The sequence below is a fragment of the Pseudomonas sp. SLFW genome (assembly GCF_009905615.1).
GTDB lineage: Bacteria > Pseudomonadota > Gammaproteobacteria > Pseudomonadales > Pseudomonadaceae > Aquipseudomonas > Aquipseudomonas bambusae.
On sequence record NZ_JAAAKW010000015.1, the window covers coordinates 24,116 to 47,813 of the forward strand.

The 23,698-nt window shown below is 59.6% G+C and carries 21 protein-coding genes; 7 read left to right on the forward strand and 14 right to left on the reverse strand.

The features are described 5' to 3' along the window. Positions 1-115: 115 nt before the first annotated feature. From dxs to GVN17_RS22405, 4 genes are all read right to left on the reverse strand, one after another. Positions 116-2,005, reverse strand: a complete 1,890-nt coding sequence (gene dxs / locus GVN17_RS22390; protein WP_166597442.1) for a 1-deoxy-D-xylulose-5-phosphate synthase — start codon at positions 2,003-2,005, stop codon at positions 116-118. 207 nt (positions 2,006-2,212) lie between these two features. Continuing rightward, the gene (gene ispA, locus GVN17_RS22395; RefSeq protein WP_166597443.1) at positions 2,213-3,100 is read right to left on the reverse strand and encodes a (2E,6E)-farnesyl diphosphate synthase; all 888 of its coding nucleotides are present in this window, start codon (positions 3,098-3,100) and stop codon (positions 2,213-2,215) included. After that, positions 3,097-3,339 carry an exodeoxyribonuclease VII small subunit gene (locus tag GVN17_RS22400; RefSeq protein ID WP_062384761.1) on the reverse strand — a complete coding sequence of 81 codons (243 nt, stop codon included), beginning with the start codon at positions 3,337-3,339 and terminating at the stop codon, positions 3,097-3,099. Before GVN17_RS22400 ends, ispA begins: the two co-directional genes overlap by 4 nt. Positions 3,340-3,680: 341 nt before the next feature. Then, the gene (locus GVN17_RS22405; RefSeq protein ID WP_166597444.1) at positions 3,681-4,688 is read right to left on the reverse strand and encodes a zinc-binding alcohol dehydrogenase family protein; all 1,008 of its coding nucleotides are present in this window, start codon (positions 4,686-4,688) and stop codon (positions 3,681-3,683) included. Between the two features lie 114 nt (positions 4,689-4,802). On the opposite strand from GVN17_RS22405, the gene GVN17_RS22410 reads away from it, so the two are divergent. Next, complete coding sequence (locus tag GVN17_RS22410) at positions 4,803-5,708, forward strand: LysR family transcriptional regulator (RefSeq protein ID WP_166597445.1); 906 nt, start codon at positions 4,803-4,805, stop codon at positions 5,706-5,708. A gap of 169 nt (positions 5,709-5,877) precedes the next feature. Here GVN17_RS22410 and GVN17_RS22415 read toward each other — a convergent pair whose 3' ends face one another. Then, positions 5,878-7,662, reverse strand: coding sequence for an IlvD/Edd family dehydratase (locus GVN17_RS22415; protein WP_166597446.1), 1,785 nt, complete (start codon positions 7,660-7,662; stop codon positions 5,878-5,880). Between the two features lie 66 nt (positions 7,663-7,728). Beyond that, positions 7,729-8,910: a fumarylacetoacetate hydrolase family protein gene (locus tag GVN17_RS22420; protein WP_166597447.1), complete on the reverse strand. Its 1,182-nt coding sequence runs from the start codon at positions 8,908-8,910 to the stop codon at positions 7,729-7,731. 120 nt (positions 8,911-9,030) lie between these two features. Between GVN17_RS22420 and GVN17_RS22425 the strand changes: the two genes are divergently transcribed. From GVN17_RS22425 to GVN17_RS22450, 6 genes are all read left to right on the forward strand, one after another. After that, entirely contained in the window at positions 9,031-9,978 is a 948-nt protein-coding gene (locus GVN17_RS22425; RefSeq protein WP_166597448.1) for a LysR family transcriptional regulator, read from the forward strand. A 124-nt stretch (positions 9,979-10,102) separates the two neighbouring features. Beyond that, positions 10,103-11,488, forward strand: coding sequence for an MFS transporter (locus GVN17_RS22430; RefSeq protein ID WP_166597449.1), 1,386 nt, complete (start codon positions 10,103-10,105; stop codon positions 11,486-11,488). Positions 11,489-11,779: 291 nt separating this feature from the next. Then, positions 11,780-12,532 (forward strand): Asp/Glu racemase, encoded by a 753-nt coding sequence (locus tag GVN17_RS22435; RefSeq protein ID WP_166597450.1) that lies wholly within the window; start codon positions 11,780-11,782, stop codon positions 12,530-12,532. A 56-nt stretch (positions 12,533-12,588) separates the two neighbouring features. Then, positions 12,589-13,485, forward strand: a complete 897-nt coding sequence (locus GVN17_RS22440) for a LysR family transcriptional regulator (protein WP_166597451.1) — start codon at positions 12,589-12,591, stop codon at positions 13,483-13,485. A 167-nt stretch (positions 13,486-13,652) separates the two neighbouring features. Next, a complete protein-coding gene (locus GVN17_RS22445) occupies positions 13,653-13,916 on the forward strand; it encodes a helix-turn-helix transcriptional regulator (protein ID WP_166597452.1) in 264 nt (87 codons plus the stop codon). Continuing rightward, the gene (locus GVN17_RS22450; RefSeq protein ID WP_166597453.1) at positions 13,916-15,256 is read left to right on the forward strand and encodes a type II toxin-antitoxin system HipA family toxin; all 1,341 of its coding nucleotides are present in this window, start codon (positions 13,916-13,918) and stop codon (positions 15,254-15,256) included. Before GVN17_RS22445 ends, GVN17_RS22450 begins: the two co-directional genes overlap by 1 nt. 68 nt (positions 15,257-15,324) lie before the next feature. Here the strand turns inward: GVN17_RS22450 and yiaY are convergent, their stop codons facing one another. The 8 genes from yiaY to GVN17_RS22490 form a co-directional block, all read right to left on the reverse strand. Then, the gene (gene yiaY, locus GVN17_RS22455) at positions 15,325-16,473 is read right to left on the reverse strand and encodes an L-threonine dehydrogenase (RefSeq protein ID WP_166597454.1); all 1,149 of its coding nucleotides are present in this window, start codon (positions 16,471-16,473) and stop codon (positions 15,325-15,327) included. A 212-nt stretch (positions 16,474-16,685) separates the two neighbouring features. After that, positions 16,686-17,147 (reverse strand): YccF domain-containing protein, encoded by a 462-nt coding sequence (locus GVN17_RS22460; RefSeq protein ID WP_166597455.1) that lies wholly within the window; start codon positions 17,145-17,147, stop codon positions 16,686-16,688. A 375-nt stretch (positions 17,148-17,522) separates the two neighbouring features. After that, a complete protein-coding gene (locus tag GVN17_RS22465; protein WP_166597456.1) occupies positions 17,523-18,248 on the reverse strand; it encodes an XRE family transcriptional regulator in 726 nt (241 codons plus the stop codon). A gap of 441 nt (positions 18,249-18,689) precedes the next feature. Beyond that, a complete protein-coding gene (gene ppa / locus GVN17_RS22470) occupies positions 18,690-19,217 on the reverse strand; it encodes an inorganic diphosphatase (protein ID WP_166597457.1) in 528 nt (175 codons plus the stop codon). A gap of 148 nt (positions 19,218-19,365) precedes the next feature. Next, on the reverse strand, positions 19,366-20,157 hold the full coding sequence (locus tag GVN17_RS22475) for a zinc-dependent peptidase (RefSeq protein WP_166597458.1): 792 nt from the start codon (positions 20,155-20,157) through the stop codon (positions 19,366-19,368). A gap of 6 nt (positions 20,158-20,163) precedes the next feature. Then, positions 20,164-20,811 carry a DedA family protein gene (locus tag GVN17_RS22480; protein ID WP_166597459.1) on the reverse strand — a complete coding sequence of 216 codons (648 nt, stop codon included), beginning with the start codon at positions 20,809-20,811 and terminating at the stop codon, positions 20,164-20,166. 324 nt (positions 20,812-21,135) lie between these two features. Beyond that, complete coding sequence (locus GVN17_RS22485) at positions 21,136-21,588, reverse strand: N-acetyltransferase (protein ID WP_166597460.1); 453 nt, start codon at positions 21,586-21,588, stop codon at positions 21,136-21,138. A gap of 292 nt (positions 21,589-21,880) precedes the next feature. Next, the gene (locus GVN17_RS22490; RefSeq protein WP_166597461.1) at positions 21,881-23,401 is read right to left on the reverse strand and encodes an aldehyde dehydrogenase family protein; all 1,521 of its coding nucleotides are present in this window, start codon (positions 23,399-23,401) and stop codon (positions 21,881-21,883) included. Positions 23,402-23,698: the final 297 nt, after the last annotated feature.

Below are 23,698 nucleotides of genomic sequence, written 5' to 3' on the forward strand. Positions count from 1 at the left end.
TACAGGCGACGCATCTCCATCGACAGAGATACCGCATCGCGAATGAATTCGCTCCCACAGATCATCTGGCATCCTGAATTAGCAGGGTGTCAGATGACCGGGGAGCGTATGGCGTTTAGATTTTGGCCAGACGTGCATTGATCGACGCTTCGATTCCGTCGGCGTCCAGCCCGCATTCCGCGAGCATCTGCGCCGGTTTGGCGTGTTCGACGTAGCTGTCCGGCAGGCCCAGGTGAAGCACAGACTTGAGAATGTTCTCCCGTGCCAGGAACTCGCTCACCGCCGCGCCCGCGCCACCCATGATGGCGTTCTCTTCGATAGTCACCAGCAGGTCGTGATGGGCTGCTATTTCGCGGACCAGTGCCTCGTCCAGCGGTTTGACGAAACGCATGTCGACCACCGTGGCGTCGATTTTTTCCGCAACGACCAATGCCTCGGCCAGTTGCACGCCGAACACCAGCATGGCGACTTTGCTGCCTTGACGGCGGACGATGCCCTTGCCGATTTCAAGCGGCTCCAGGCCGTTGTCGATCACGGCATTCGGGCCAGTGCCGCGTGGATAGCGCACCGCCGCAGGGCCGTTGAACAGGTGGCCGGTGCTGAGCATTTTGCGCAGTTCGTTCTCGTCGCTCGGCGTCATCACCAGCATGCCGGGGATGCAGCGCAGGTACGACAGATCGAAGCTGCCTGCGTGGGTCGGGCCGTCTTCGCCCACCAGACCGGCGCGGTCGATGGCAAACAACACGTCGAGGTTCTGCACCGCCACGTCGTGGATCAGTTGATCGTATCCGCGTTGCAGGAAGGTCGAATAAATCGCCACGACGGGCTTGGCGCCTTCGCAGGCCATGCCTGCCGCCAGTGTCACCGCATGCTGCTCGGCGATGGCCACGTCGAAATACCGCTCCGGGAAGCGCTCGCTGAATTCGACCAGGTCCGAGCCTTCTTTCATGGCCGGGGTGATGCCGACCAGACGCTCATCTGCGGCAGCCATGTCGCACAACCACTGACCAAACACACCGGAATACTTCGGCCCGCTGGCCTTTTTCGGCGCGACAGGGGCGTTGACCGGGTCGAGCTTGGTGATCGCGTGATAGCCGATCGGATCGACTTCGGCCGGGGCGAACCCCTTGCCCTTTTTGGTGACCACATGCAGGAACTGCGGGCCTTTGAGGTCACGCATGTTGCGCAGGGTGGCGATCAGCGTCGGCAGGTCGTGACCGTCGATAGGGCCGATGTAATTCCAGCCCAGCTCTTCGAACAGGGTGCCGGGAACCAGCATGCCTTTGGCGTACTCTTCGGTGCGGCGGGCGATTTCCCACGCGCCGGGCAGACGCGACAGCACTTTCTTGCTGCCTTCGCGCATGCTGGCGTAGGTGCGGCTGGACAGAATCTTCGCCAGGTAATTCGACAGCCCGCCGACGTTGCGCGAGATCGACATGTCGTTGTCGTTGAGGATCACCAACATATCGGCGTTGACTTCAGGGGCGTGGTTCAACGCCTCAAAGGCCATGCCTGCCGTCAGCGCGCCGTCACCGATCACGGCGATGGCCTTGCGACCGTTGCCTTGCAGGCGATTGGCAACGGCCATGCCAAGCGCGGCGCTGATGGAGGTGCTGGAGTGACCGACGCCAAAGGTGTCGTACTCGCTTTCGCTGCGACGCGGGAAGGCGGCCACACCGCCTTTCTGGCGCAGGGTCGACATCTGCTCGCGGCGACCGGTGAGGATCTTGTGCGGGTACGCCTGATGGCCAACGTCCCAGACCAGCCGGTCGTCGGGGGTGTCGAAGACGTAGTGCAGGGCCACGGTCAGCTCAATGACGCCAAGGCCGGCACCGAAGTGCCCGCCGGTCTGGCCAACGGTGTAGAGCAGCTCCAGGCGCAGTTCGTCAGCCAGGGCTTCGAGCTCGGCTTCACCTAACCGGCGCAGGCCGTCCGGCGTCACTGCCTTGTCGAGCAGTGGCGTGGACGGGCGCTCGCGGGGAATCTCTTTGAACGTCGTGGGCATCAGGCGAATCGTTATAAGTAAAAGAGGCGGCAGTTTACCTGATGCATCGCGAGCTGCCCATGAAACGCAATCGATGGGTGCTCAAATCGGCAGGTTCAAACGGCACATCCCGCTGTAGCCGCGTGGCTTGCTGGCGGTCATGTCCGCAGGATCGCTGCCGCTGGCATACCGTGCTGCCGCAGGGTGGCGTGTTTGGCGGATAGCCTGTCAGTTACGACGTTCAACGATATAGCGCGCCAACGCGCGCAATGGCTCGGCGGCCGCGTCGAAAGGTCGCAGCGCCACCAGCGCCTGATCGCGGAGTTCCAGCGCGTAATGTTTGGCTTCTTCCAGGCCCAACAGCGCAGGGTAGGTCGGCTTGTCGCGAGCGATGTCGGCGCCCTGGCGCTTGCCGAGGGTCGCGGTATCGCTTTCGACGTCGAGAATGTCATCCTGCACCTGAAACGCCAGGCCGATGGCGCGGGCGTAGATTTGCAGCGAGTCGAGTTGCACCTGGCTGGCATGACCGCTGGCCAGCGCACCGAGACGAACGCTCGCTTCGATCAGCGCCCCGGTTTTATGCCGGTGCATGATTTCCAGCGCGGTCTGGTCCAGCTTGAGGCCGACCGAGCCAAGGTCGATGGCCTGTCCGCCAACCATGCCCGCCGGGCCTGCGGCGTGGGCGAGGGTGGCGACCATTTTCAAACGGGTCTCTGCGTCTTGCGGAGTGAGTTTGCCGTCGCTCAACACGCTGAACGCCAGGCTTTGCAGGCCGTCACCGGCGAGGATGGCACAGGCTTCGTCGAACGCTTTGTGAGTGGTCGGCAGGCCGCGACGCAGATCGTCGTCGTCCATGGCGGGCAGGTCGTCGTGCACCAGCGAATACGCGTGGATCAGCTCGACGGCACAAGCTGCGCCGTTAGCGTGTTCGGCGTTGCCGCCCAGCGCTTCACAGGCTGCGTACACCAGCAGCGGGCGCACGCGCTTGCCGCCATTGGTGACGCTGTAGCGCATGGCTTCGTAAAGACGGTTCAGCTCAGGAGAGGGGGCGTTGAACAGGCTGTCCAGCGCCGCATTGACGCGTGCCTGACTGAGGGCCTGATACTCGGCAATCATTCTGGCTGTTCCGCGTCGAAGGGTTCCTCGGCCAGTTCGCCATCGCGTTCCAGCAACACTTGCACCTTCTGCTCGGCTTGCGCCAGCGCGCTCTGACACTCGCGGGTCAGACGGATGCCTTGTTCGAAAGCGGTCAACGAGTCTTCCAGCGACAGCTCGCCGTTCTCCAGACGCTCAACCAGCGTTTGCAAATCCGTGAGGGACTGTTCGAAATCCAGTGCAGCTTTCTTGCGGGCCATGGCGGCTATCCCGGTAGACGTTAAACCGGCGCGACACTAGCAGAGCGAGGGCATTGGGGCAAATGAGAGGTGCCGGGCGGAGGGCGTTCAGCGCCGGTCTATTGCCGCGACAATTATGCGATATGAGCATGCCACCGAGCATTGTGGGCGCCGACATTGTAGCGGTAGCAGCATGGATTGCCGGTGATGGCGTGCTTGAGATCGTCGTCGCCAGTAAGCCGTGCGCTGATACCCCTGTGGGAGGGTGATCGCCCTGCAGCATGGCCTGCCGGTGGTGGCCTGTTTGAGGCGGCCACCGCCGAAAACCATGCTGCCACAGCGGATGCCCTCCGAACGAGGGCTTAAAAACCTTCGAGAACGATCTTGCCCTTGGCTTTGCCGCTTTCGATCACGGCGTGGGCGCGGCGCAGGTTTTCGGCATTGATGGTGCCGAAGTGCTCGCCCAGCGTGGTTTTCAGCACGCCTTGGTCGATCAGGCTCGAAACCCGGTCAAGCAGTTCGTGCTGGGCGATCATATCTGGCGTTTCGAACAGCGACCGGGTGAACATCAACTCCCAGTGCAACGACAGCGCTTTGCGCTTCATCGGCATCACATCGAGGGCTTTCGGGTCGTCAATCAGCGCCAGTTTCCCCTGCGGGCGCAGTGCCTCGATCAGTTGCGGAAAGTAACTGTCAGTGTGGGTGAGGCTGGCGACATGGCTGACCTGGCCCACGCCGATTTTCTCCAGTTGCGCCACCAGCGGCTGGCTATGGTCGATCACGTGATGGGCGCCGAGGTCTTTGACCCATTCCTGGGTTTCCGGGCGCGACGCGGTACCGATCACGGTCAATTTGGTCAATTGACGCGCCAGTTGCACAAGGATCGAACCCACACCGCCGCCCGCGCCGATGATCAACAGGCTGTCGCCTTCGCCCTCGCCTTCTTTCACGCCCAGGCGGTCGAACAGCAGTTCCCACGCGGTGATCGACGTCAGCGGCAGTGCGGCGGCGTGGGCGTTGTCGATACTTTTCGGTTTGCGACCGACGATGCGCTCGTCCACCAAATGGAATTCGCTGTAGTTGCCGGGCCGGGCGATGGAGCCCGCGTAGAACACCTCGTCACCTGCCTTGAACAGCGTGACGTCGCTGCCGGTTTCCCGCACGACGCCAACGGCATCCCAGCCGACGACTTTCGGTTCGGTGGTCGCCGAACCTGCGCGGACTTTGGTGTCCACCGGATTCACTGACAGGGCGCGCACTTCCACCAGCAGGTCTCGTGGGCCGGGGACAGGTTTAGGCAGGTCCATGTCCATCAGGGATTTCGGGTCTTCGATGGGCAGGCCGTGTTGGGTAAAGGCGATGGCTTTCATGGCGGTCTCTTTATGAATGCAAATGAATGTTCAGGTCGATGGGCGCATCTTGTTCTTCTCTACCGAAAAGAAAAACCGGCACACTCCACCAACACTTTCACAGCTGGAGTGAAAATGATCCGCATCGACGATCTGACGCTGTTCGTTCGAACTGCCGCGCTGGGCAGTTTTTCCAATGCGGCACGGGAGGTTGATCTGCTGCCAGGGCAAGTGGCGGCGGCGATCAAACGCCTGGAACGCGAACTGGACATTCGCCTGTTCGCCCGTTCGACCCGCAGCCTGCGCCTCACGGCAGAGGGCGAGCAATACCTGCCGACCGCACGAACGGTGCTCGATGCGTTGAAAGAAGGGCGCGAAAAATTGCGCCGCGAAAGTGCCGAGCTGCAAGGCACGCTGCAAGTGTCCATGCCGTCGGATCTGGGGCGCAACGTGATGCTGGAATGGCTGACCGGGTTTCGTCGGCAACATCCTTCGTTGAACCTGCGCCTCTTCGTCTCCGATCAAGTGGCCGATATTTTCCGCGATCCGGTGGACGTGGCGATTCGCAGCGGCGTGATCGAAGACGCCAATTACATCGCGCTGCCGCTGGCCCCCTGGAATCGTCGCGTATTGGTGGCCTCCCCCGATTATCTGGCGCGCAAGGGGCGGCCTGCGGCGTCCGATGATCTGCTGCAGCACGACTGCCTGCTGTACATCATTCATGGCCGGGTTTATGACAAATGGCCGGTGGGCGGGCGGGTGTTCACGGTCGCGGGGCCGCTGCTGACCGACGATGCCGATCTGGTTCGTCGTTGGGCGGTGGCGGGCGAGGGCATCGCTTATAAATCGTGGGTCGATGTGCGCGAGGATGTGCTGGCGGGAAGATTGGAGCTGCTGTTGCCGGATTACCATGGCGAACCAGCGCCGCTGAATTTCGTTTATCCCCATCGTCAGCAATATTCCCCGGCGGTGCAGCAGTTGTATTCGATGTTGAAGAGCCGGTTTGCGGAGTCTGAAAGCGGGTTGCCGACGTTGTTGTAAGCGCAGTGCTCATGTTGTCACTGGGCAAACACGGACTTCCTGTAGGAGCGAATTCATTCGCGAAGGGGTCGCACGCTCAATGCCTTTCGGCGGCCTGATCCATCTTTCACGAATGCATTCGATCCCACAGGTTTTGCCTTTCCACGCGATCAGGGTGTCAGCGAGCAGGTCAATGGGAATGCCGTGGCTCGCCGCTTCTGGCAATTACCCTCAAGTGCAACGTCGCGGGTTCCAGACAGCCCCCTGTCGACAGTTGCCCCACCAACTGGCGATACAACTCCTGCCACGGCGTTTGGGACGCAGGCATTTTCGGTTCGAAATGCGCACGGCGCTCGGCCATTTCTTCGTCGCTGACCAATACGTTCACGCTGCGATTGTTCAGGTCCACGCGCAGCCGGTCATTGGTTTTCAACAGCGCCAAGCCGCCGCCCACCGCTGCTTCAGGCGACATGTTCAGGATGGAAGGGCTGGCCGAAGTGCCGCTCTGGCGGCCATCTCCCAGGCACGGCAAGGAGTCGATGCCGCGCTTGATCAGTTCGGCGGGAGGGGCCATGTTCACCACCTCGGCACTCCCCGGATAGCCCACGGTGCCTGCGCCACGAATCACCAAAATGCAGCGCTCATCGATTTCAAGCGCCGGGTCATTGATACGCTCGTGGTAGTCCTCTGGCCCTTCGAAGACGATGGCGCGCGCTTCGAAGCTGTTCTCTGCGCCCGGCTCGGACAGATACGTCTTGCGAAACGCTTCGCCGACCACCGACATCTTCATGATCGCGCTGTCGAAGAAATTGCCGCTCAACACGATGAAGCCCGCACGGTGCTTGAGTGGATCGTCGTAGGGGCGAATCACGTCGGCGTCGTGGGCGAGGGTGTTACGCACGATCTCGCCAATGGTTTTGCCCGACACCGAGCCACAGTCCTCATGCAGTTTTCCGGCTTTTTGCAGTTCGTGCATCACTGCCGGTACGCCGCCCGCACGATGGAACCCTTCGCCCAGGTATTTCCCCGCCGGCATGCAGTTCACCAATAGCGGAATGTCCTCACCGATGCGCTGCCAGTCATCCAGACTCAATTCGACCCCCATGTGGCGAGCGATGGCGATCAGGTGCGGCGGGCAGTTGCTCGATGCGCCCAGCGCTGAGGCCACGGCAATCGCGTTTTCAAAAGCTTCACGGGTCATGATCTGCGAAGGCCGCACGTCTTCACGCACCAGGTCGCAGATGCGTTTGCCTGTGAGGTACGCCATCTGGCCCCGCTCGCGATAAGGAGCCGGAATGCTCGCGCAGCCGGGCAACGACATGCCCAGCGCTTCGGCCAGCGCGTTCATCGACAGCGCCGTGCCCATGGTGTTGCAGTGACCCACCGATGGCGACGCGGCGGTGGTCATTTCCATGAAGCCTTCGTAGTTGATCTCGCCCGCCGACAGCAGATTGCGCGCATGCCAGAGCACGGTGCCAGAGCCGATCAACTCGCCCTTGTGACGGCCGTCGAGCATGGGTCCGCCAGACAAGACGATCGCCGGGAGGTCAGTGGTGGCTGCGGCCATCAGGCAGGCCGGGGTGGTTTTGTCGCAGCCGGTGGTCAGCACGACTCCGTCCAGCGGATAGCCATGGAGGATTTCAACGAGGCCTAAATACGCAAGATTGCGGTCCAGCGCTGCCGTGGGGCGGCGGGTCTGCTCGGCCATTGGGTGCACCGGGAATTCCATCGGGATACCGCCCGCGTCTCGAATCCCCGCCTTCACCCGTTGCGCGAGTTCCAGATGATGACGATTGCAAGGGGCCAGATCACTGCCGGTTTGTGCGATGCCAATGATTGGACGTCCGGATTGCAGTTCTTCCCGGGTCAAACCGTAATTCATGTAACGCTCGACGTAGAGCGCCGTCATGTCGGCGTGGGAGGGGTCATCGAACCATTGCTGGCTGCGCAGGGGGCGTTTGGGTGATTCGGACATGGTTCGGGCTTCTCTTGTCATTGGAATATCTGGCAACACGACTACAGCATGACGTCAGCGCGCGAATTAACGCGACAGTAATCCCCGCGCCGCCAGGTTGTGAAACAGCGCGCCGACCCCGAACGTCCACGGCGTTGCGTGGCTGCTGTGGGTGACTTCGTTATGCAGGCCGCCGAGCAACCGGCTGCTGATGCTGACCTGATCCAACAATTTGTGGGTAAAACCGCTGCCGACGGTATCCCGGTCTTCGGTCGGGGCGAACAGGGTGCCGAGAAACAGCAGGAAACCGTCCGGGTACTGGTGATTCGCGTTGAGGGTCTGGGCCGCGATGTCTTCCGGGTCGCGGCTGATCTGCGACATGGAACTGGAGCCCTTGAGAACGTAGCCGTCTTCACCTTTGACGCGCAGGTCGACCACGCAATGGCGCACGTCGTCCATCGAAAACGTCTCGTCGAACAGTCGAATGAACGGGCCGATCGCGCAGGACGCGTTGTTGTCCTTGGCTTTGCTGAGCAGCAATGCGCTGCGACCTTCGAAGTCACGCAAATTAACGTCGTTGCCGAGGGTTGCGCCATGAATCTGCCCGCGACTGTTCACCGCCAGCACCACTTCAGGCTCTGGATTGTTCCATTCCGATTTCGGATGAATGCCGATTTGGCTGCCGCTGGCCACGGAGGCCAATACGGGCGCTTTCGTGAAAATCTCGGCATCAGGGCCGATGCCGACCTCCAGGTATTGCGACCACATTTTCTGCTCGATCAGCAGTGCTTTGAGGGTTTTTGCCTGATCGGAGCCTGGCCTGATGTTGCGCAAGTTATCGCCGATGGCGCCTTGCACGATTGCCCGTACGCTTTCGGCCTTGGCCGGGTCGCCCGCAGCCTGCTCTTCAATGACGCGCTCAATCATGCTGGCGGCGAACGTCACACCCGCGGCCTTGATCACCTGCAAGTCGGCCGGTGCCAGCAGAAAGGCTTTGTCGAGGTCAGGGGTGGCGGTGGAATTGGCGAGCAGGTCTTCGAGGCTGGCAATCAACGTGCCTTGGGTTTCGCGCACCGCCTGGAGAGGCGATTGCGCCTCTAACAACTCGCTCAACGTGGCGAAGCGTTCGGACAGATCGAACACCCCGTCACTGCGCAAAACCACGGGTGAGGGTCCGCTGACCTTGCCGGGCACCCAGGCCCGACCAATCAATGTGCCACTGAGGCCATCAGCAGGCAGCGTGTTCTCGGGAGTCAGTTGAATAGGCATGGCAGTCCTCGAAGGTTCTTGTGCTTTTGCTACCGACCCTAATCAGCGACGGCGATAAACTCCAATGACATCTGCTCAATTATCGATAACACTGGGTTATCGAAAATTGAGGCTGCTCCCATGTCCGATCTGTCCTTTCAGACAGTCTGTAACTGGCTCAAATTCAAGCATCTGGTGTTGATCGACACCTTGGCGCGGACCCGTAACATGCACGCCGCCGCCTTGCACATGAACCTCAGCCAACCTGCCGTCAGCAAGATGCTCCGTGAAATCGAGCGGTTGCTGGGATTCGACCTCTTCGAGCGCCTGCCGCGCAACATGCCGCCCACTGCGTTGGGTGAACACGTCGTGCGTTACGCGCAAATTGCGTTGAATGACGCGAACAAGTTCGTTGACCAGATCAGCAGCCTGCGCGAAGGCGGTCACGGGTTTCTGAAGGTGGGCGCGATCTTCGCTGCCACCGCCGTCGTGCTGCCCAGCGCGATCGTGCAGTTGAAGCAGCGCTGGCCCTTGCTCTCAATCGAGATCGTGGAACAGACCAGCGACCACCTGATGGAAATGCTCGAGGACAAGAAGCTTGACTTGGCCGTGGCTCGATACACCAACGAGAACCAACAGCAAGTGTATGACTTCAAGGCATTGGCGCCCGAGCCTTTCTGCATGGTCGTCAACAGTCAGCATCCGCTGAACGCGTTGAAAGAAACGCCACTTGAGGAACTGGGCAATTGGCCCTGGATTCTCTACCCGGTGGGCACGCCGATCCGGGCGCGAATGGAGCAGGCCTTTGCCAAGGCGGGTATCGCGCTGCCGAGAAACACCATCGACACCATTTCGATGCAGACCTTCCTTCAAGTGCTGCAATCGGGGCCGATGATCGCCATGTTGCCAGCGCCGATGGCTCAGCCCCATCTGGAAAGCGGCCTGCTGAAGGTGCTGAACACTCCTTTGAAGCTGGCGCCCCAGGACTACGGAATCCTGACCCGCAAAGGTGAACCGCTGCTCGGCGCTGCGTCAGAGTTTGCCGAAATCCTGCTGGCGCATACGGAGAATGCTCGCGTGAGTCGATAACCTCGGGTTATCGATCAATGGAAACATCTCATTATTCTTCATCTATCGGTTGTCAGTACCATCCGCTCGTGTCTTGACCCCCATAACAACAATACAGGCGCGTTCAGTGCCTGGAGGTCCCACCATGGCAACCGCATCCGCTCGCCTGCCCGAATCCTCGGGCGCCGAACAAGCCAGATTCGAAGATCGCACTTACCGCAAAGTCATTCTGCGCATCCTTCCCGTCCTGCTGCTGTGCTACATGGCGGCGTACCTCGATCGTGTGAACATCGGCTTCGCCAAGCTGGACATGCTCAACGACCTGCAATTCAGCAACACGATCTATGCATTGGGCGCGAGCATCTTCTTCTGGGGCTATTTCATCTTCGAAGTGCCGAGCAACCTCTTGCTGCATCGCTTCGGCGCACGGTTCTGGATCGCTCGGATCATGCTCAGTTGGGCCATCGTTTCAATGGCCGTTGCCTTCACGGTGCCATTGGCGAAGTTTTTCCACATCGAGTCGGAAACCATGTTCTACGTGCTGCGTTTTCTGCTCGGCATATGTGAGGCAGGTTTCTTTCCCGGCGTCATCCTTTACCTCAACTATTGGTTTCCGACCCGTCGTCAAAGCCGAGTAATGTCCGGCTTCCTGATGGCCATGCCGATCAGTCTGACACTGGGCGGGGTGATTTCCGGCTGGCTGATGACTCGCATGCAAGGTGTGCAGGGTATGGCGGGCTGGCAATGGCTGTTGATCATCGAAGGCATTCCGTCGGTGATCATGGCCTTTGTAGTGCTGGCTTTCATGGCCAACAACATCGACGCCGCCAAATGGCTGTCCCCGCAAGAGAAGGCAATGCTCAAGGCCAACCTGCAGACCGATAGCACAGGTAAAGCGTCGAGCTTGCGCGAAGTGTTTTTCAACGGTCGGGTCTGGTTGCTGGTGCTGATTCTGCTGACCTTCAACACAGGTTTCTATGGCCTGGCGTTCTGGATGCCATCGATCATCAAGAGCGCTGGCATCTCCAACCCACTGGACATCGGCCTGCTGACGGCCATTCCCTACGGCATCGCCGTGATTGCCATGACCCTCAATGCGCGTCATTCCAACAAGACCGGTGAGCGTCGGCTGCACGCGGCGATTCCCGCGATCATCGGTGGCATCGGGCTGATCCTCAGCGCGTATTTTGCCAACAACGTCGTGCTGTCGATTGTCTTCCTCAGTGTGTCGGCGTCCGGCGTGCTGAGCCTGATGCCGATCTACTGGACCCTGCCCGGTACGGTGCTGTCAGGTGTCGCGGCCGCTGCGGGCATTGGCATGATCAACGCCATTGGCAATCTCTCGGGCTTCACCGGTTCGATGATTACGGCCGTTGCCGAGAACCTGACAGGCAACATCAACAACGGCACCTACGTGCTGGGGGCCTGCCTGTTCGTCAGCGCGGGCCTGATCCTGTCGATTCCCAAAGCCATGCTGGGCAACCACAAAACCGAGGCAGCGCAGCCTGTCGGTGAACTCTCCAACGCCTGACATCAACCTTGAACTTTTCTGACGCCTCTCTTTCTGTGGGAGCGAATTCATTCGCGAGAGGGGGCGTTCGGACGATGCATCCCTGTCGCCTGGCCATCTCTCGCGAGTGAATTCGCTCCCAAAGGGGCATAGGGTTCGGCCCGAAATCTGTGATGCGCCACTGCTCACCTCATCCGCCTGCCATCGCCATCCGCGATGGCAGGCTCGTCAATGCCTGATGTACGCCTCTGTCACGCACTCCTAACATCGGTCGCCTACCCGGTCGTTGCCGGCGAACTGAAAGGAGAACCCATGAAAAACTTTCGAATCGGCCAAATCGTTCCCAGCTCCAACACCACCATGGAAACCGAAATTCCGGCGATGCTGACCTCCCGTTACGGTCTGTTTCCGGAAGAGCATTTCACCTTCCACTCTTCGCGCATGCGCATGATGCACGTCAGCCCTGAAGAGCTGAAAAAGATGGACATCGACAGCGACCGTTGCGCGCTGGAGCTGAGCGATGCGCGGGTGGACGTCATGGCTTATGCCTGTCTGGTGGCGATCATGTGCCAGGGCGCGGGCTATCACAAAGTCTCGCAGGAGCGTCTGGGCAAAACCGTTGTCGGCAACAAGTCCAACGCCCCGGTGCTCAGCTCGGCGGGCGCGTTAATCGACAGCCTCAACCTGCTCAATTACAAGAAAATCTCGATCATCACCCCGTACATGAAGCCCCTGACCCAACAGGTCATCGACTACATCGAAGCGGCGGGCATTGAAGTGGTCGATTCCATCAGCCTGGAAGTGTCCGACAACCTCGAAGTCGGTCGTCTGGACCCGATGAACCTGGTGGCCCACGCCGACAAGCTCAACATCGGACAAGCCGATGGCGTCGTTCTGTCATGCTGCGTACAAATGCCGTCGCTGCCTGCGATTCAGGTCGTACAGGATCGTCTCGACAAGCCGGTGCTGTCGGCGTCCGTCGCCACGGTCTACCAGATTCTGAAAAGCCTCGGCCTCAAGGCCCAAGTGCCGAACGCCGGCCATCTGCTGTCGGGCCAGTTCTGACCCACGACATGACGAGGTACTATGGCGGCCACGCAGGCCAACGCCCGGTACCTCTCATGAAGCTCGACCCCGTTTCGCTGCGCCTTTTCGTCAGTGTCGTCGAAGAAGGCACCATCGCGGCCGCCGCCCAGCGTGAACACATCGCTGCGGCTGCGGTGAGCAAGCGACTCAGCGAACTGGAAGAACTGCTCGACTCCAAACTGCTCAACCGCACCAACAAAGGCATCACCCCCACGGACGCGGGGCTGTCGCTTCTGTTCATGGCCCGCAGCGCGCTGAACAACCTCAACGAAATCGTCGTGCAAATGCGCGACTACTCCCACGGGCGGCGCGGCTCGGTCAGCGTTTTGGCCAACATCTCGGCCATCACCCAATTCATGCCCGGCCTGATCAAATCCTTCATGGCCAACTACCCGCTGATCAACATCAGCCTTGAAGAACAGCAAAGCCTGGCCATCACCAAGGCAGTCGCCGAAAACCGCGCCGATATCGGCATCTTCACCCGGCTGCCACACGGCGCCGACATCGAAGTCTTTCCGTTTCGCACTGACCGCCTGGTCCTGCTCGTGCCCAACGACCACCCTTTGGCCGAGCTCGAAACCGTCAGCTTCAACGACACCCTCGACCACCCTTACGTCACTCTGCGCAGCGGCACCCACCTCAACTTCCAACTGATCAAAGCTGCCAATGATCTCGGCCGCTCCCTGAAAATTCGCATGGAAGTCTCCAGCTACGACGCGCTCTGCCTGATGGTTCAGGCGGGCGTCGGCATCGGCATCATGCCCGAGGGCAGTGTCGGGATTTACAAACTCGATGGTGCAAAGGCGGTGCGTCTGGATGAAGCGTGGGCGAGTCGTGAATTGAGCGTTTGCGTGCGGTCGAGAGAAGGACTGTCGACAGCGGCGGGGCTATTTCTTGAGCACATCCTAAAAGCCGAACCGCAGGCGGATTGATGCTCCTGGGCTACAAAAAACCGTCTTCGCATCGAGCTTGATGCTCGCGGGCTACAGTCTCAGCTTTTCCGGTTTGCGTTCGGATCACGCCTCTGTCTTGAATTGTTGTGTCTCATGAGCTACAAAAATAGGCATTACCTACGTTTTTGGTGCTTGAGGGCTACAACGTGTCCACTCTTTTCGATATCGCCGAGATGCTCAAGCACGCGCGCAGTGATGCTCAACTGAGCCAGGAAGCCATCGCCAACCGAGCGGGCGTGTCGCGCTCGACCGTGGCCCGCATGGAAACCCTGGCCAAAGGCGATATGAGCGTTTCAGCGTTAGTCCGCCTGCTCGAAGCAGCAGGGTATGACTTGAGACTGGTGAAGGCCGGTCATCAGCGGACGGTTGAAGACATCCTGGCGGAGCAGCGTTCAGGGGCGTTCGAATGATGCGACTGGATGTGCATGTCGGCGCCAGTAAGGTCGCCCAGCTTTATCGCGAGCGCGACGAGTATGTTCTCCACTACCTGCCGGGCACCTCCGTTGCAGATTTTGTGAGCCTTGCCCTGCCGGTTCGCGAGGCGCCGTGGCGCTGGCCGCGTGATCTGTTTCCATTCTTCCGGCAAAACCTGCCTGAAGGGTATTTGCTCGGCGTCATTCGGGAAGAATTTGGACCGCTTCTGGATGGCACCGATCTGTCCTTACTCGCTGTCATTGGCGGTGCGGGCATCGGGCGCGTCACGGTGACCCCGGAAGGCGTAGCGCCTGGCGTGGAAATGGCCCCACTGGAAATCGAACAGCTGTTGAAAGCGGAGAACACGACCGAGCATTTCGCAGGGCTGGTGCGACGCTATGCCCGTGCAGCGGTCTCTGGCGTGGTCCCTAAATTCATCGCCCATGACGTCGAGCCGACTGACGTCCCGCTCGGAAAACCGACGATTCGTACAGGCTTTCACATCATCAAGGGCTCGGACGAGACAACGCCCTATCTGGGTCTCAACGAGTTCTACACGATGGAAGTGCTTGCGCGGCTACAGGTCGTGCCGGTCGCCACGTGCCGAATGTCCGAAGATGGTCGCGTGTTGGTCGTGGACCGTTTCGATGTCGACCAGCAAGGGCGTCCGCTTTACGGTGTGGAAGATGCCTGCGGCCTTCTTGGCCTGCCGCCCCATGAAAAATACGCAACCACGACCGAGCGGGTGTGGAACGCCACTCGACCTTATATCCCCAGCGAACGAATGCGGGATGCGCGGGAGCATTTTGGTTGGCAGATCCTGACCAATTACGTCGTTCGCAATGCTGATTGCCACGCTAAAAACATCGCGCTTTATTACACCTCTCGGGACGACGTGACCTACACGCCAATCTATGACCTCGTCACCACTCAGGCCTATCCCCGTTTCGCGACCAATCCGCCAGGGCTGCCTGTGGGCGGGCGTCAGACCTGGACACCGGGGCGGACGCTGGAGGTTTTTTTCAACAGTGTTCTGGGCATCCCACCTAGGCAATATGCGGCGATGGTCGAGCAGCTTTGCGAGTCTGCTGTTGAGGTGGGTGAAGAGCTGATCCAGGCGTCGAAAAATGAACCTGCCTGGCGGGACGTCGCCAAGCACATGGTTCATGCGTGGAGCGAAGGTATGGAAACATTGCGTAGCGCGAAATCTGCACCGCATCTGCGAGGGCTGGATGCCGCAATCAGCGAGGCGGGATTTTCAGGGCCGCGCGCCGCAGAGAGTGGTCGCGTTCAGATCGGGCGTTCGGAATTGCTGGCACCCCGGCGACCCAAATAGCTTGCACGAGCACCATGTAAAGAATGAATAAGGGGCCCATACGAACCCCTTATCAGTGCATCGGCTGCTTACATCGCCGTGCGGAAGATCTCTTCGATCTGGTCCTGGTTCGCCGGGCGTGGGTTGGTGAAGCCACAGGCATCCTTCATGGCGTTGGCCGCCAGAGTAGGGATGTCGTCGGCCTTGGCGCCCAGTTCGCCCAGACCACCCGGAATGCCGATGTCGCCCGACAGTTTGCGGATCGCCGCGATGGCCGCGGCGGCACCGGCTTCGTTGTCCAGACGCTGCGTGTCAACGCCCATGGCCGTGGCCACATCTTTCAGGCGCGCCGGGCAGACGCTGGCGTTGAAGCTTTCCACGTGCGGCAGCAGCACCGCGTTGCACACGCCGTGGGGCAGGTCGTAGAAGCCGCCCAACTGGTGCGCCATCGCGTGCACATAACCCAGCGACGCGTTATTGAACGCCATCCCCGCGAGGAACTGCGCGTACGCCATGTTTTCCCGTGCGGGCATGTCGCTGCCGTTGGCGACGGCGGTGCGCAGGTTGGCAGAAATCAGCTCGACGGCTTTCAGCGCGCAGGCGTCGGTGATCGGCGTTGCCGCCGTCGAGACGTAGGCTTCGATCGCGTGAGTCAGTGCGTCCATGCCCGTCGCGGCGGTCAGGCCTTTCGGCATCGCGGCCATCAGCGACGGGTCGTTCACGGACAGAAGGGGTGTGACGTTGCGGTCAACGATGGCCATTTTCACGTGGCGGGTTTCGTCGGTGATGATGCAGAAACGGGTCATCTCACTGGCCGTACCGGCCGTTGTATTGATCGCGATCAAGGGCATCTGGGGCTTGGCAGATTGATCGACGCCTTCGTAATCGCTGATTTCCCCGCCGTTGGCCGCGACCAGCGCGATGCCTTTGGCGCAGTCATGGGGCGAGCCGCCACCGAGAGAAATGATGAAGTCCGCGCCGCAGAGCTTCAGTTGCTCCAGGCCTTTCTCCACGTTGCTGACCGTCGGGTTGGGCTTGGCGCCGTCGAAGATCGTGGCATTGATATCCTGCTGTTGCAGCAGCCCGGCCACCTTCGCCGCGACCCCTGTCTTGGCCAGCCCGGCGTCGGTCACGATCAATGCGTGACGAAACCCATACTTGCGGATCGCGTCTGTCGCCTCGTCGAGACTGCCGATGCCCATCATGTTCACAGACGGAATGAAGAACGTGCTGCTCATTGATTAATCCTCTTCTTATGGTTATTTGGCCGGGAGGCCGGAGGTCCACTCATCAAGTGAGGGTCATCCTAGGAGCATGAAGAGGGGGGCTAAATGGTTCTTTAGGGGGCAGGAGTGGGGGTCTTTGGTCGTAGTGGCGGTTTGGGTAAGGCGCCGGGCAGGCAGGTGTTGTGACAGAAGGGAGCAGTCAGATACCGCCCCCGCCAGGCCACTTACGCGCCAGCTCGCAACACTCTCACCGACTCCTCAGCATTCGCCTTCCTCGCCATCTCGGCAACTTCCTTGGCTACGATGGTCTTCCCGATCGGTGCGAGAGCGATGCCAGCCAGCTTCAGATGCTGAATTCCGAAGGGGATGCCGATGATGGTGATGAAGCACGCGAGAGCCGACATCACATGCCCCAATGCCAGCCACAATCCACCGAGGACAAACCAGACGATGTTGCCCAGCAGGCCAAGGCCACCGGTGCCAATGTCGTCTTTCAGGTGCAGTTCTTTGCGGCTGATCGCTTCTTTGCCAAACGGGAAGAAGGAAAACTGGCCGATCACAAAGCAGGCTCTGCCCCATGGGATGCCGATGATGGTCACAAAGGCGAGGACGCCGATGATCCACCAGGCCAGGCCCATGAAGAGACCACCGAGGATGAACCACAGAAAGTTGCCGATAGCGCGCATTGCTTACTCCTTGTTTGAGAACTCAGTCCATTGAGATACAGCGGGGACGGAAGGCTAGCACGGTGCATGCATCTGGAAAAGATGCTGAAATGTGCAAAGTCTCAATAGGCGGGCATTAAAAAGCCGGCTTGTGGCCGGCTTCTCGGTGACAGGTTTGGTTAGTTTTTGGCTATCCGCACCCATCCGCAAAAGTGCGCGCTGCGTGCAGGCGCTTGTAAGGTAGACGAGGCGTCGCACAGGGCGGCGTCTGGTCGATCACCCATTAGCGGGTAGCCGATGGGTGTTGAAACGAAGGCGTGCAGGATACTCACTCTTGCTCCGTCTGCCCAGTCCTGGTGCGCTGCCATGAGTCTTTCAGGCGCCGCTTTTTATCCGTCAGGGCAAGGTGGCGGGGTGGCGGCGGTTGTTGAGGGTGGACCACCAGAAGATCCAGCCGAGAATGTGGATGTGTTGGTCCTGTATCTGTTCGGCGCTGAAGATTTCATCGGGGTATTCGCTGGCGTTGTGGCTGCGCAGTCGCAGGCCACCGCCGGGAAGACGATAGAGGTATTTCACCCTGAGCATGCCGTCGTGTTCGAGGGCGTAAATTTCGCCGTCGATGACGTTAATGCGGCCGCGGTCTACGCCGATGAGCGAGCCGTCCTGAATCTTGTCGGCCATGCTGTTGCCGACCATGGCGACGCAGATGGCGTTATGCAGTTGGACGTCCATGGCATCGAGAACGCGGCGCGCCAAGCGCACTTTGTGACCATGGATTTCGCCGATGCTGGTCTGGCCGGGGGGCTGAGTCACGAGTTCGCTGTAGAATGGCATGTCCAGTTCATCGCGAGCACCTGTGCGTTCGGGCCGTGTTTTAGTTGGGACGTTCAGTCCGATGTTGCTGCAGTCTTCTCCGGGGTGTTTTGGACCTTCGCCGCTGCGCAGCCAGCGAACGTTGACGCTGAGCAGTTCGGCCACTTCTTCCATGCGCGCCATGGGGATGCCGCGTTTGAACCAGTTGTTCACGTGTTGCGGCGTTACCTTGCGGTTGGCGGCGAAGTCCGTTGCGGAGAGATGGCACTCCCGCAGAAGTACGCGTAGTCGATCACCTGATGTATTCATGGTGCAAAGTTTACGTGCGGTTCAAGTTTGTTTAAATGAACGAAGTGTTCAAATGCGCAGGCAGTCAAAGAGTTTGGGGATTATTTAAGTTATGACATCTGACTGTTTCTGTAGGGGGATTCATTCACTGTTTTGCAGTGGCTCAACAATGCCTGGAGAGCCTGAGTAGCGCGGCTCAAGGCTGTTCGGCCGAGAGCGTACGGAATAGAGCCGCAACTTCGAACATTCTTGAAAATTCTGTTGCCGAAAAGAGGCGTGCCGTTTGATGCGCTAAACAAAATGTTTGAAGGGCCAATGCTTTAAACATTTTTGTCGGCCGGACGGACGAAAAAAACAGAAAAAGACAAATATTGAGACACCGGGAGCGGCGTAGCGGGTATCGCGAGAAGGAAGTTGTTGCCACCTTCGAAGCGGCAGGCGCTTCGGAGGTGGCGAACCGGATCAGCCTTTGTAGGCAGCGACCGATTTGGTGATGGCTTCACGAGCGGCGTCTGCGCCTGCCCAGCCTTCGATCTTGACCCATTTGCCTTTTTCGAGATCTTTGTAGTTCGCGAAGAAATGCTCGATCTGCTGGATCAGCAGCGGTGGCAGGTCGGTGTATTCCTTCACATCGACGTACAGCTGGGACAGCTTGTCGTGTGGGACTGCGATGACCTTCGCATCGCCGCCGCCGTCGTCGGTCATGTTCAGCACGCCGACTGGACGGGCGCGGATGACCGAGCCTGGCGCAACCGGGTAAGGGGTCACGACCAGCACGTCGAGGGGGTCACCGTCATCCGCCAACGTGTTCGGAATGAAACCGTAGTTGGCCGGGTAAAACATCGGGGTGGCCATGAAACGGTCAACGAACAGAGCGTCGCTTTCTTTGTCGATTTCGTATTTGATCGGCGCGTGGTTAGCCGGGATCTCGATTGCGACGTAGATGTCATTCGGCACGTCTTTACCGGCCGGAATCTTGCTGTAGCTCATTGGGCTTTGCCCCCCTTGGTTGACCATTCAGAATCTGGCGTCCAGCGCCAAAAGTGGCCCGGATTATAGGCACATTCCGGAAGCGATGCCACGCGTGGCGGGCGTCTTCCGGACGTTGTGACAAGCCTGATAGACCGGCGTTTGCGACTTAAGTGCCAGCTGAAAGCGCCATAAGTCGTACCAGAGGGTCCTGCCGATAGAAGGCCTTGAGTTGGGCGTAGACCTCGGGGTAGGCCTCAACCAGCAAGTCCGGCGCACTGAAGAAGTATTCGCTGGTGACGGCAAAAAACTCGGCAGGGTTTTCGGCCGCGTAAGGGTCAATGGCGGTTTCCGTGTCCGGGTTGGCGTCCAGCTGGCGGTTCATGTCATCGAACGCGGCTTGCATCACGCGCGCCCAGTCGGCGACGCGCATGTCGTTGTGTAGAGGCGGATGACCATTGGCGTCGCCGTTGAGCATGTCGAGCTTGTGCGCCAGCTCGTGGATGACCAGGTTGTAGGCCTCCCAGCCGCCACTCGACAGCACACCCGGCCATGCAAGAATCACCGGGCCTTGCGACCAGGCTTCGCCGCTGTGTTCGCCATCCCACTCGTGTTCAATGCCGCTGGCGTCGCGATGCCGCTGCGGGCTGATGAAATCGTCGCCGTACAGGACGATTTCGTGAAAGCCCTGATACCAGTTCAAATCCCCCAACGCCAGCAGTGGCAATTGCGCCTGAGCGGCCAGGAACAGGCGCGACTCATCGTCCAGCTCGACGCCTTCCAGCGCGGTGAGGTGTTTGGCGTGGAGAAACAGCACGCAGCTGTCGAGCAGGTAACGATCCTCTTCAGCGGTCAGGCCGTCGAGGATCGGCAAGCGCTGACGGACCCGGTCCCACAGGTCCGGATCAATCGGGTTCCGCGCCAGGGTGCGGCGTTTGAGCCAACCGCCCAATGACCACATGGTTGTTTAGCGTGCGGCGGCGGAGTTGCCCCGGCGGCTGCGGATCAGGCCAATGATCATCGGCAGCAGCGAGATCAGGATGATCGCGAGCACCAACAGGGTCAGGTTTTTCTTGATGAAGGGGATGTTGCCGAAGAAGTAGCCCAGCGTGACCAGACTGCCGACCCAGAGGATCGAACCCAGCACGCTGAATCCCAGGAAACGGAAATAGTGCATTTTGCCCAGGCCTGCGACGAAGGGGGCAAAAGTGCGGATGATCGGCAGGAACCGCGCAAGGGTAACGGTCTTGCCGCCATGGCGTTCGTAGAATTCGTGTGTCTTGGTCAGATAGTCGCGGCGGAAAATCTTCGAGTTAGGGTTTTTGAACAGTTTGTCGCCGACCGTGCGGCCGATCACGTAGTTGGTGCTGTCGCCGATGATCGCAGCCGCCATCAGCAGGCAGGCCAGCAGAACAGGGTCCAGGCCGCCACCCGCTGCAACGGCGCCAGCGATGAACAGCAGTGAATCGCCCGGCAAGAATGGGGTGACCACAAGGCCCGTCTCACAAAAAATCACCAGGAACAGGATCGCGTAGACCCAAGTCCCGTAGTTAGTCACCAGCATGTCGAGGTAGACGTCGAGATGAAGAATGAGGTCAAGCGGGTTGAAATCCATGTACGGCACCTGATTGAGAGACCCGGACCGGGTCACGTGCGAGGTCGATAAGTACTGCTGATGTGGGGCGGCATTATAGAGGGAAGAAACGGGATGTTGCCGAGCGCCTTATGCAGATCGAAACATTTGGTAGCGATGGGATATGAGGCCCTGTAGGAGTGAGCTTGCTCGCGATGGCGGTTTACCGGCTACTGCACTTCAATCTGACAGATCGCAATCGCGAGCAAGCTCACTCCTACAGAGATAAGAGGCGGTGAGCCTTCGGAGAAGGTCCATTCACGCCACTGCCGGCAAGCCGGACTGCTACAGGGGCAGCACAACCCTTCAATTAATCGGCAAGGTGTAGTTCTTGAACTGCGTGTCTTCCTTGAAACCGATCGACTCGTACACCTTTTGCGCCACTTCGTTGTTCGCGCTGGTGGACACGCGCATGCGCACAGCTTGGGTTTCCCGGGCCATTTTCTTGGCTTTTTGCATCAGGTGATCGGCGACCAACTGACGGCGGGCGTCTTCGGCGACGTAGATGTCATTCAAGATCCAGACGCGTTTGAGGGACAGGGAGGAATAACTCGGGTACAGCTGACAGAAGCCCAGCAGCTTGCTGTCGTCATCATCTGGCAGCGCGAGGTAAATCACCGACTCGTCGCGGCTCAGGCGTTTTTGCAGAAAGTCGCGGGAGGAATCAGGGAAGGGGTGTTCGCCGTAAAACTCACGGTATTTGACGAACAACGGGGTCAACAGGTCCAGGTGCTCCAGGGTGGCTTGGATGATCCGCATGGTTGGGCCTCAGCTTCATTTGCAATTCATGAAAGGGGGAGGACGCGCCTGGCACGGGGACAGACGATCTGGACTGTGCCTAAGCGGTTTAGAAAGCGCAATCCAAAAGCGGGAGTGGGCGGGGCCCATAGATCCCTGTGGGAGCGAATTCATTCGCGAAAAATTGTTTGGCCGATGGAGGTTTATCGACTGTACCGCCCTTTCGCGAATGAATTCGCGCCCACAGGAGAGTGACGCGGCGTGATAAAAAACGGCCTCAGAAGAGGCCGTCATTTGAAGCGCTATCGCCGAATCAGAAGAAGCCCAGCGGGTTGATGTCGTAGCTCACCAGCAGGTTTTTGGTCTGTTGGTAGTGCTCAAGCGCGACTTTGTGGGTCTCGCGGCCGACGCCGGATTTTTTGTAACCGCCGAACGCAGCGTGTGCGGGGTACAGGTGGTAGCAGTTGGTCCACACGCGACCGGCCTTGATGGCGCGGCCCACGCGGTAGGCGCGGTTGATGTCGCGGGTCCACACGCCAGCGCCCAGGCCAAACTCAGTGTCGTTGGCGATGGCAATGGCTTCTTCTTCATCCTTGAAGGTGGTCACGCTGACCACTGGGCCAAAGATTTCTTCCTGGAACACGCGCATGGCGTTGTTGCCTTTGAGCAGCGTCGGCTGGATGTAGTAGCCGGTCGCAAGCGAGCCTTCCAGCTTCTCGACCTTACCACCGGTCAACAACTCGGCACCTTCGCCCTGAGCGATTTCGAGGTAAGAAAGGATCTTGTCGAACTGCTGCTGCGACGCCTGTGCACCGACCATGGTCTCGGTGTCCAGCGGGTCGCCACGTTTGATCTTCAGGACCTTCTTCATCACCACTTCCATGAACTGCGGGTAGATCGACTCCTGAACCAGGCAGCGGGAAGGGCAGGTGCAGACTTCGCCCTGGTTGAAGAACGCCAGCACCACGCCTTCAGCGGCTTTGTCGATGAATTCCGGTTCGGCCTTCATCACGTCTTCGAAATAGATGTTTGGCGATTTGCCGCCCAGCTCCACGGTGGACGGGATGATGCTGTCTGCCGCCAGTTTCATGATGTGCGAACCCACTGGCGTCGAGCCAGTGAAGGCAATTTTGGCAATGCGTTTGCTGCTGGCCAGGGCTTCACCGGCTTCGCGGCCATAGCCTTGCACCACGTTGAGCACGCCTTTTGGCAGCAGGTCGCCGATCAGCTCCATCAGCACCGCGATGCCCAGCGGGGTTTGCTCGGCAGGCTTGAGCACGATGCAGTTACCGGCGGCCAGGGCTGGCGCGAGTTTCCAGGCGGCCATCAGCAGCGGGAAGTTCCACGGGATGATCTGACCGACCACGCCCAGCGGTTCATGAATATGGTAGGCCACGGTGTTGCCGTCGATCTCAGCAGCGGTGCCTTCTTGCGCACGCAGAACACCCGCGAAATAACGGAAGTGATCGACCGCCAGCGGGATGTCGGCGTTGAGGGTTTCGCGCACGGCCTTGCCGTTGTCCCAGGTTTCGGTCACGGCCAGCAGTTCGAGGTTCTGCTCGATGCGGTCGGCGATTTTCAGCAGGGTCAGCGAGCGTTCCTGAACGGACGTCTTGCCCCACGCATCGGCAGCGGCGTGGGCGGCATCCAGGGCTTTGTCGATGTCTTCGGCAGTGGAGCGAGGAAAGGTTGCGATCAGCTTGCCGGTGATGGGCGAGGTGTTTTCAAAGTACTGGCCTTTGACCGGCGGCACGAATTCGCCACCGATGTAATTGCCGTATTGGGACTTGAAGGTAACGATCGAGCCTTCAGTACCGGGATGGGCATAACGCATGGTGAATATCTCCTTGCTCTTGTGATTGTGTGGGGATAACGCGCTGCTTGCGCTTATGGAAAGCGTAGAGCAAAGCGCGGGCCATTGCCGTCTGGTGCCCGGTTTATAAGGGTTTGGTCGGAAAATCAGTGGCTTGGTGGCGCTTCCTGTTTCGATTGCGGCACAGCATGCGTGACACTTTGTATCGAATGTGGGACAGCCGAGGGGTTTGCGCCTTTGGAAGCATTGCAATGGCTTCGGGCGAGGAGGATGCTGGTTCGCAACTCCCCAAGCGCTCACCTTGGAAGAAGAATAAAA

What these genes read in the sequence shown, in the direction of transcription:
- dxs (WP_166597442.1), bottom strand. Translation starts at nt 2,005, where the DNA reads ATGCCCACGACGTTCAAAGAGATTCCCCGCGAGCGCCCGTCCACGCCA.
- ispA (WP_166597443.1), bottom strand. Translation starts at nt 3,100, where the DNA reads ATGATTGCCGAGTATCAGGCCCTCAGTCAGGCACGCGTCAATGCGGCG.
- GVN17_RS22400 (WP_062384761.1), bottom strand. Translation starts at nt 3,339, where the DNA reads ATGGCCCGCAAGAAAGCTGCACTGGATTTCGAACAGTCCCTCACGGAT.
- GVN17_RS22405 (WP_166597444.1), bottom strand. Translation starts at nt 4,688, where the DNA reads ATGAAAGCCATCGCCTTTACCCAACACGGCCTGCCCATCGAAGACCCG.
- GVN17_RS22410 (WP_166597445.1), top strand. Translation starts at nt 4,803, where the DNA reads ATGATCCGCATCGACGATCTGACGCTGTTCGTTCGAACTGCCGCGCTG.
- GVN17_RS22415 (WP_166597446.1), bottom strand. Translation starts at nt 7,662, where the DNA reads ATGTCCGAATCACCCAAACGCCCCCTGCGCAGCCAGCAATGGTTCGAT.
- GVN17_RS22420 (WP_166597447.1), bottom strand. Translation starts at nt 8,910, where the DNA reads ATGCCTATTCAACTGACTCCCGAGAACACGCTGCCTGCTGATGGCCTC.
- GVN17_RS22425 (WP_166597448.1), top strand. Translation starts at nt 9,031, where the DNA reads ATGTCCGATCTGTCCTTTCAGACAGTCTGTAACTGGCTCAAATTCAAG.
- GVN17_RS22430 (WP_166597449.1), top strand. Translation starts at nt 10,103, where the DNA reads ATGGCAACCGCATCCGCTCGCCTGCCCGAATCCTCGGGCGCCGAACAA.
- GVN17_RS22435 (WP_166597450.1), top strand. Translation starts at nt 11,780, where the DNA reads ATGAAAAACTTTCGAATCGGCCAAATCGTTCCCAGCTCCAACACCACC.
- GVN17_RS22440 (WP_166597451.1), top strand. Translation starts at nt 12,589, where the DNA reads ATGAAGCTCGACCCCGTTTCGCTGCGCCTTTTCGTCAGTGTCGTCGAA.
- GVN17_RS22450 (WP_166597453.1), top strand. Translation starts at nt 13,916, where the DNA reads ATGCGACTGGATGTGCATGTCGGCGCCAGTAAGGTCGCCCAGCTTTAT.
- yiaY (WP_166597454.1), bottom strand. Translation starts at nt 16,473, where the DNA reads ATGAGCAGCACGTTCTTCATTCCGTCTGTGAACATGATGGGCATCGGC.
- GVN17_RS22460 (WP_166597455.1), bottom strand. Translation starts at nt 17,147, where the DNA reads ATGCGCGCTATCGGCAACTTTCTGTGGTTCATCCTCGGTGGTCTCTTC.
- GVN17_RS22465 (WP_166597456.1), bottom strand. Translation starts at nt 18,248, where the DNA reads ATGAATACATCAGGTGATCGACTACGCGTACTTCTGCGGGAGTGCCAT.
- ppa (WP_166597457.1), bottom strand. Translation starts at nt 19,217, where the DNA reads ATGAGCTACAGCAAGATTCCGGCCGGTAAAGACGTGCCGAATGACATC.
- GVN17_RS22475 (WP_166597458.1), bottom strand. Translation starts at nt 20,157, where the DNA reads ATGTGGTCATTGGGCGGTTGGCTCAAACGCCGCACCCTGGCGCGGAAC.
- GVN17_RS22480 (WP_166597459.1), bottom strand. Translation starts at nt 20,811, where the DNA reads ATGGATTTCAACCCGCTTGACCTCATTCTTCATCTCGACGTCTACCTC.
- GVN17_RS22485 (WP_166597460.1), bottom strand. Translation starts at nt 21,588, where the DNA reads ATGCGGATCATCCAAGCCACCCTGGAGCACCTGGACCTGTTGACCCCG.
- GVN17_RS22490 (WP_166597461.1), bottom strand. Translation starts at nt 23,401, where the DNA reads ATGCGTTATGCCCATCCCGGTACTGAAGGCTCGATCGTTACCTTCAAG.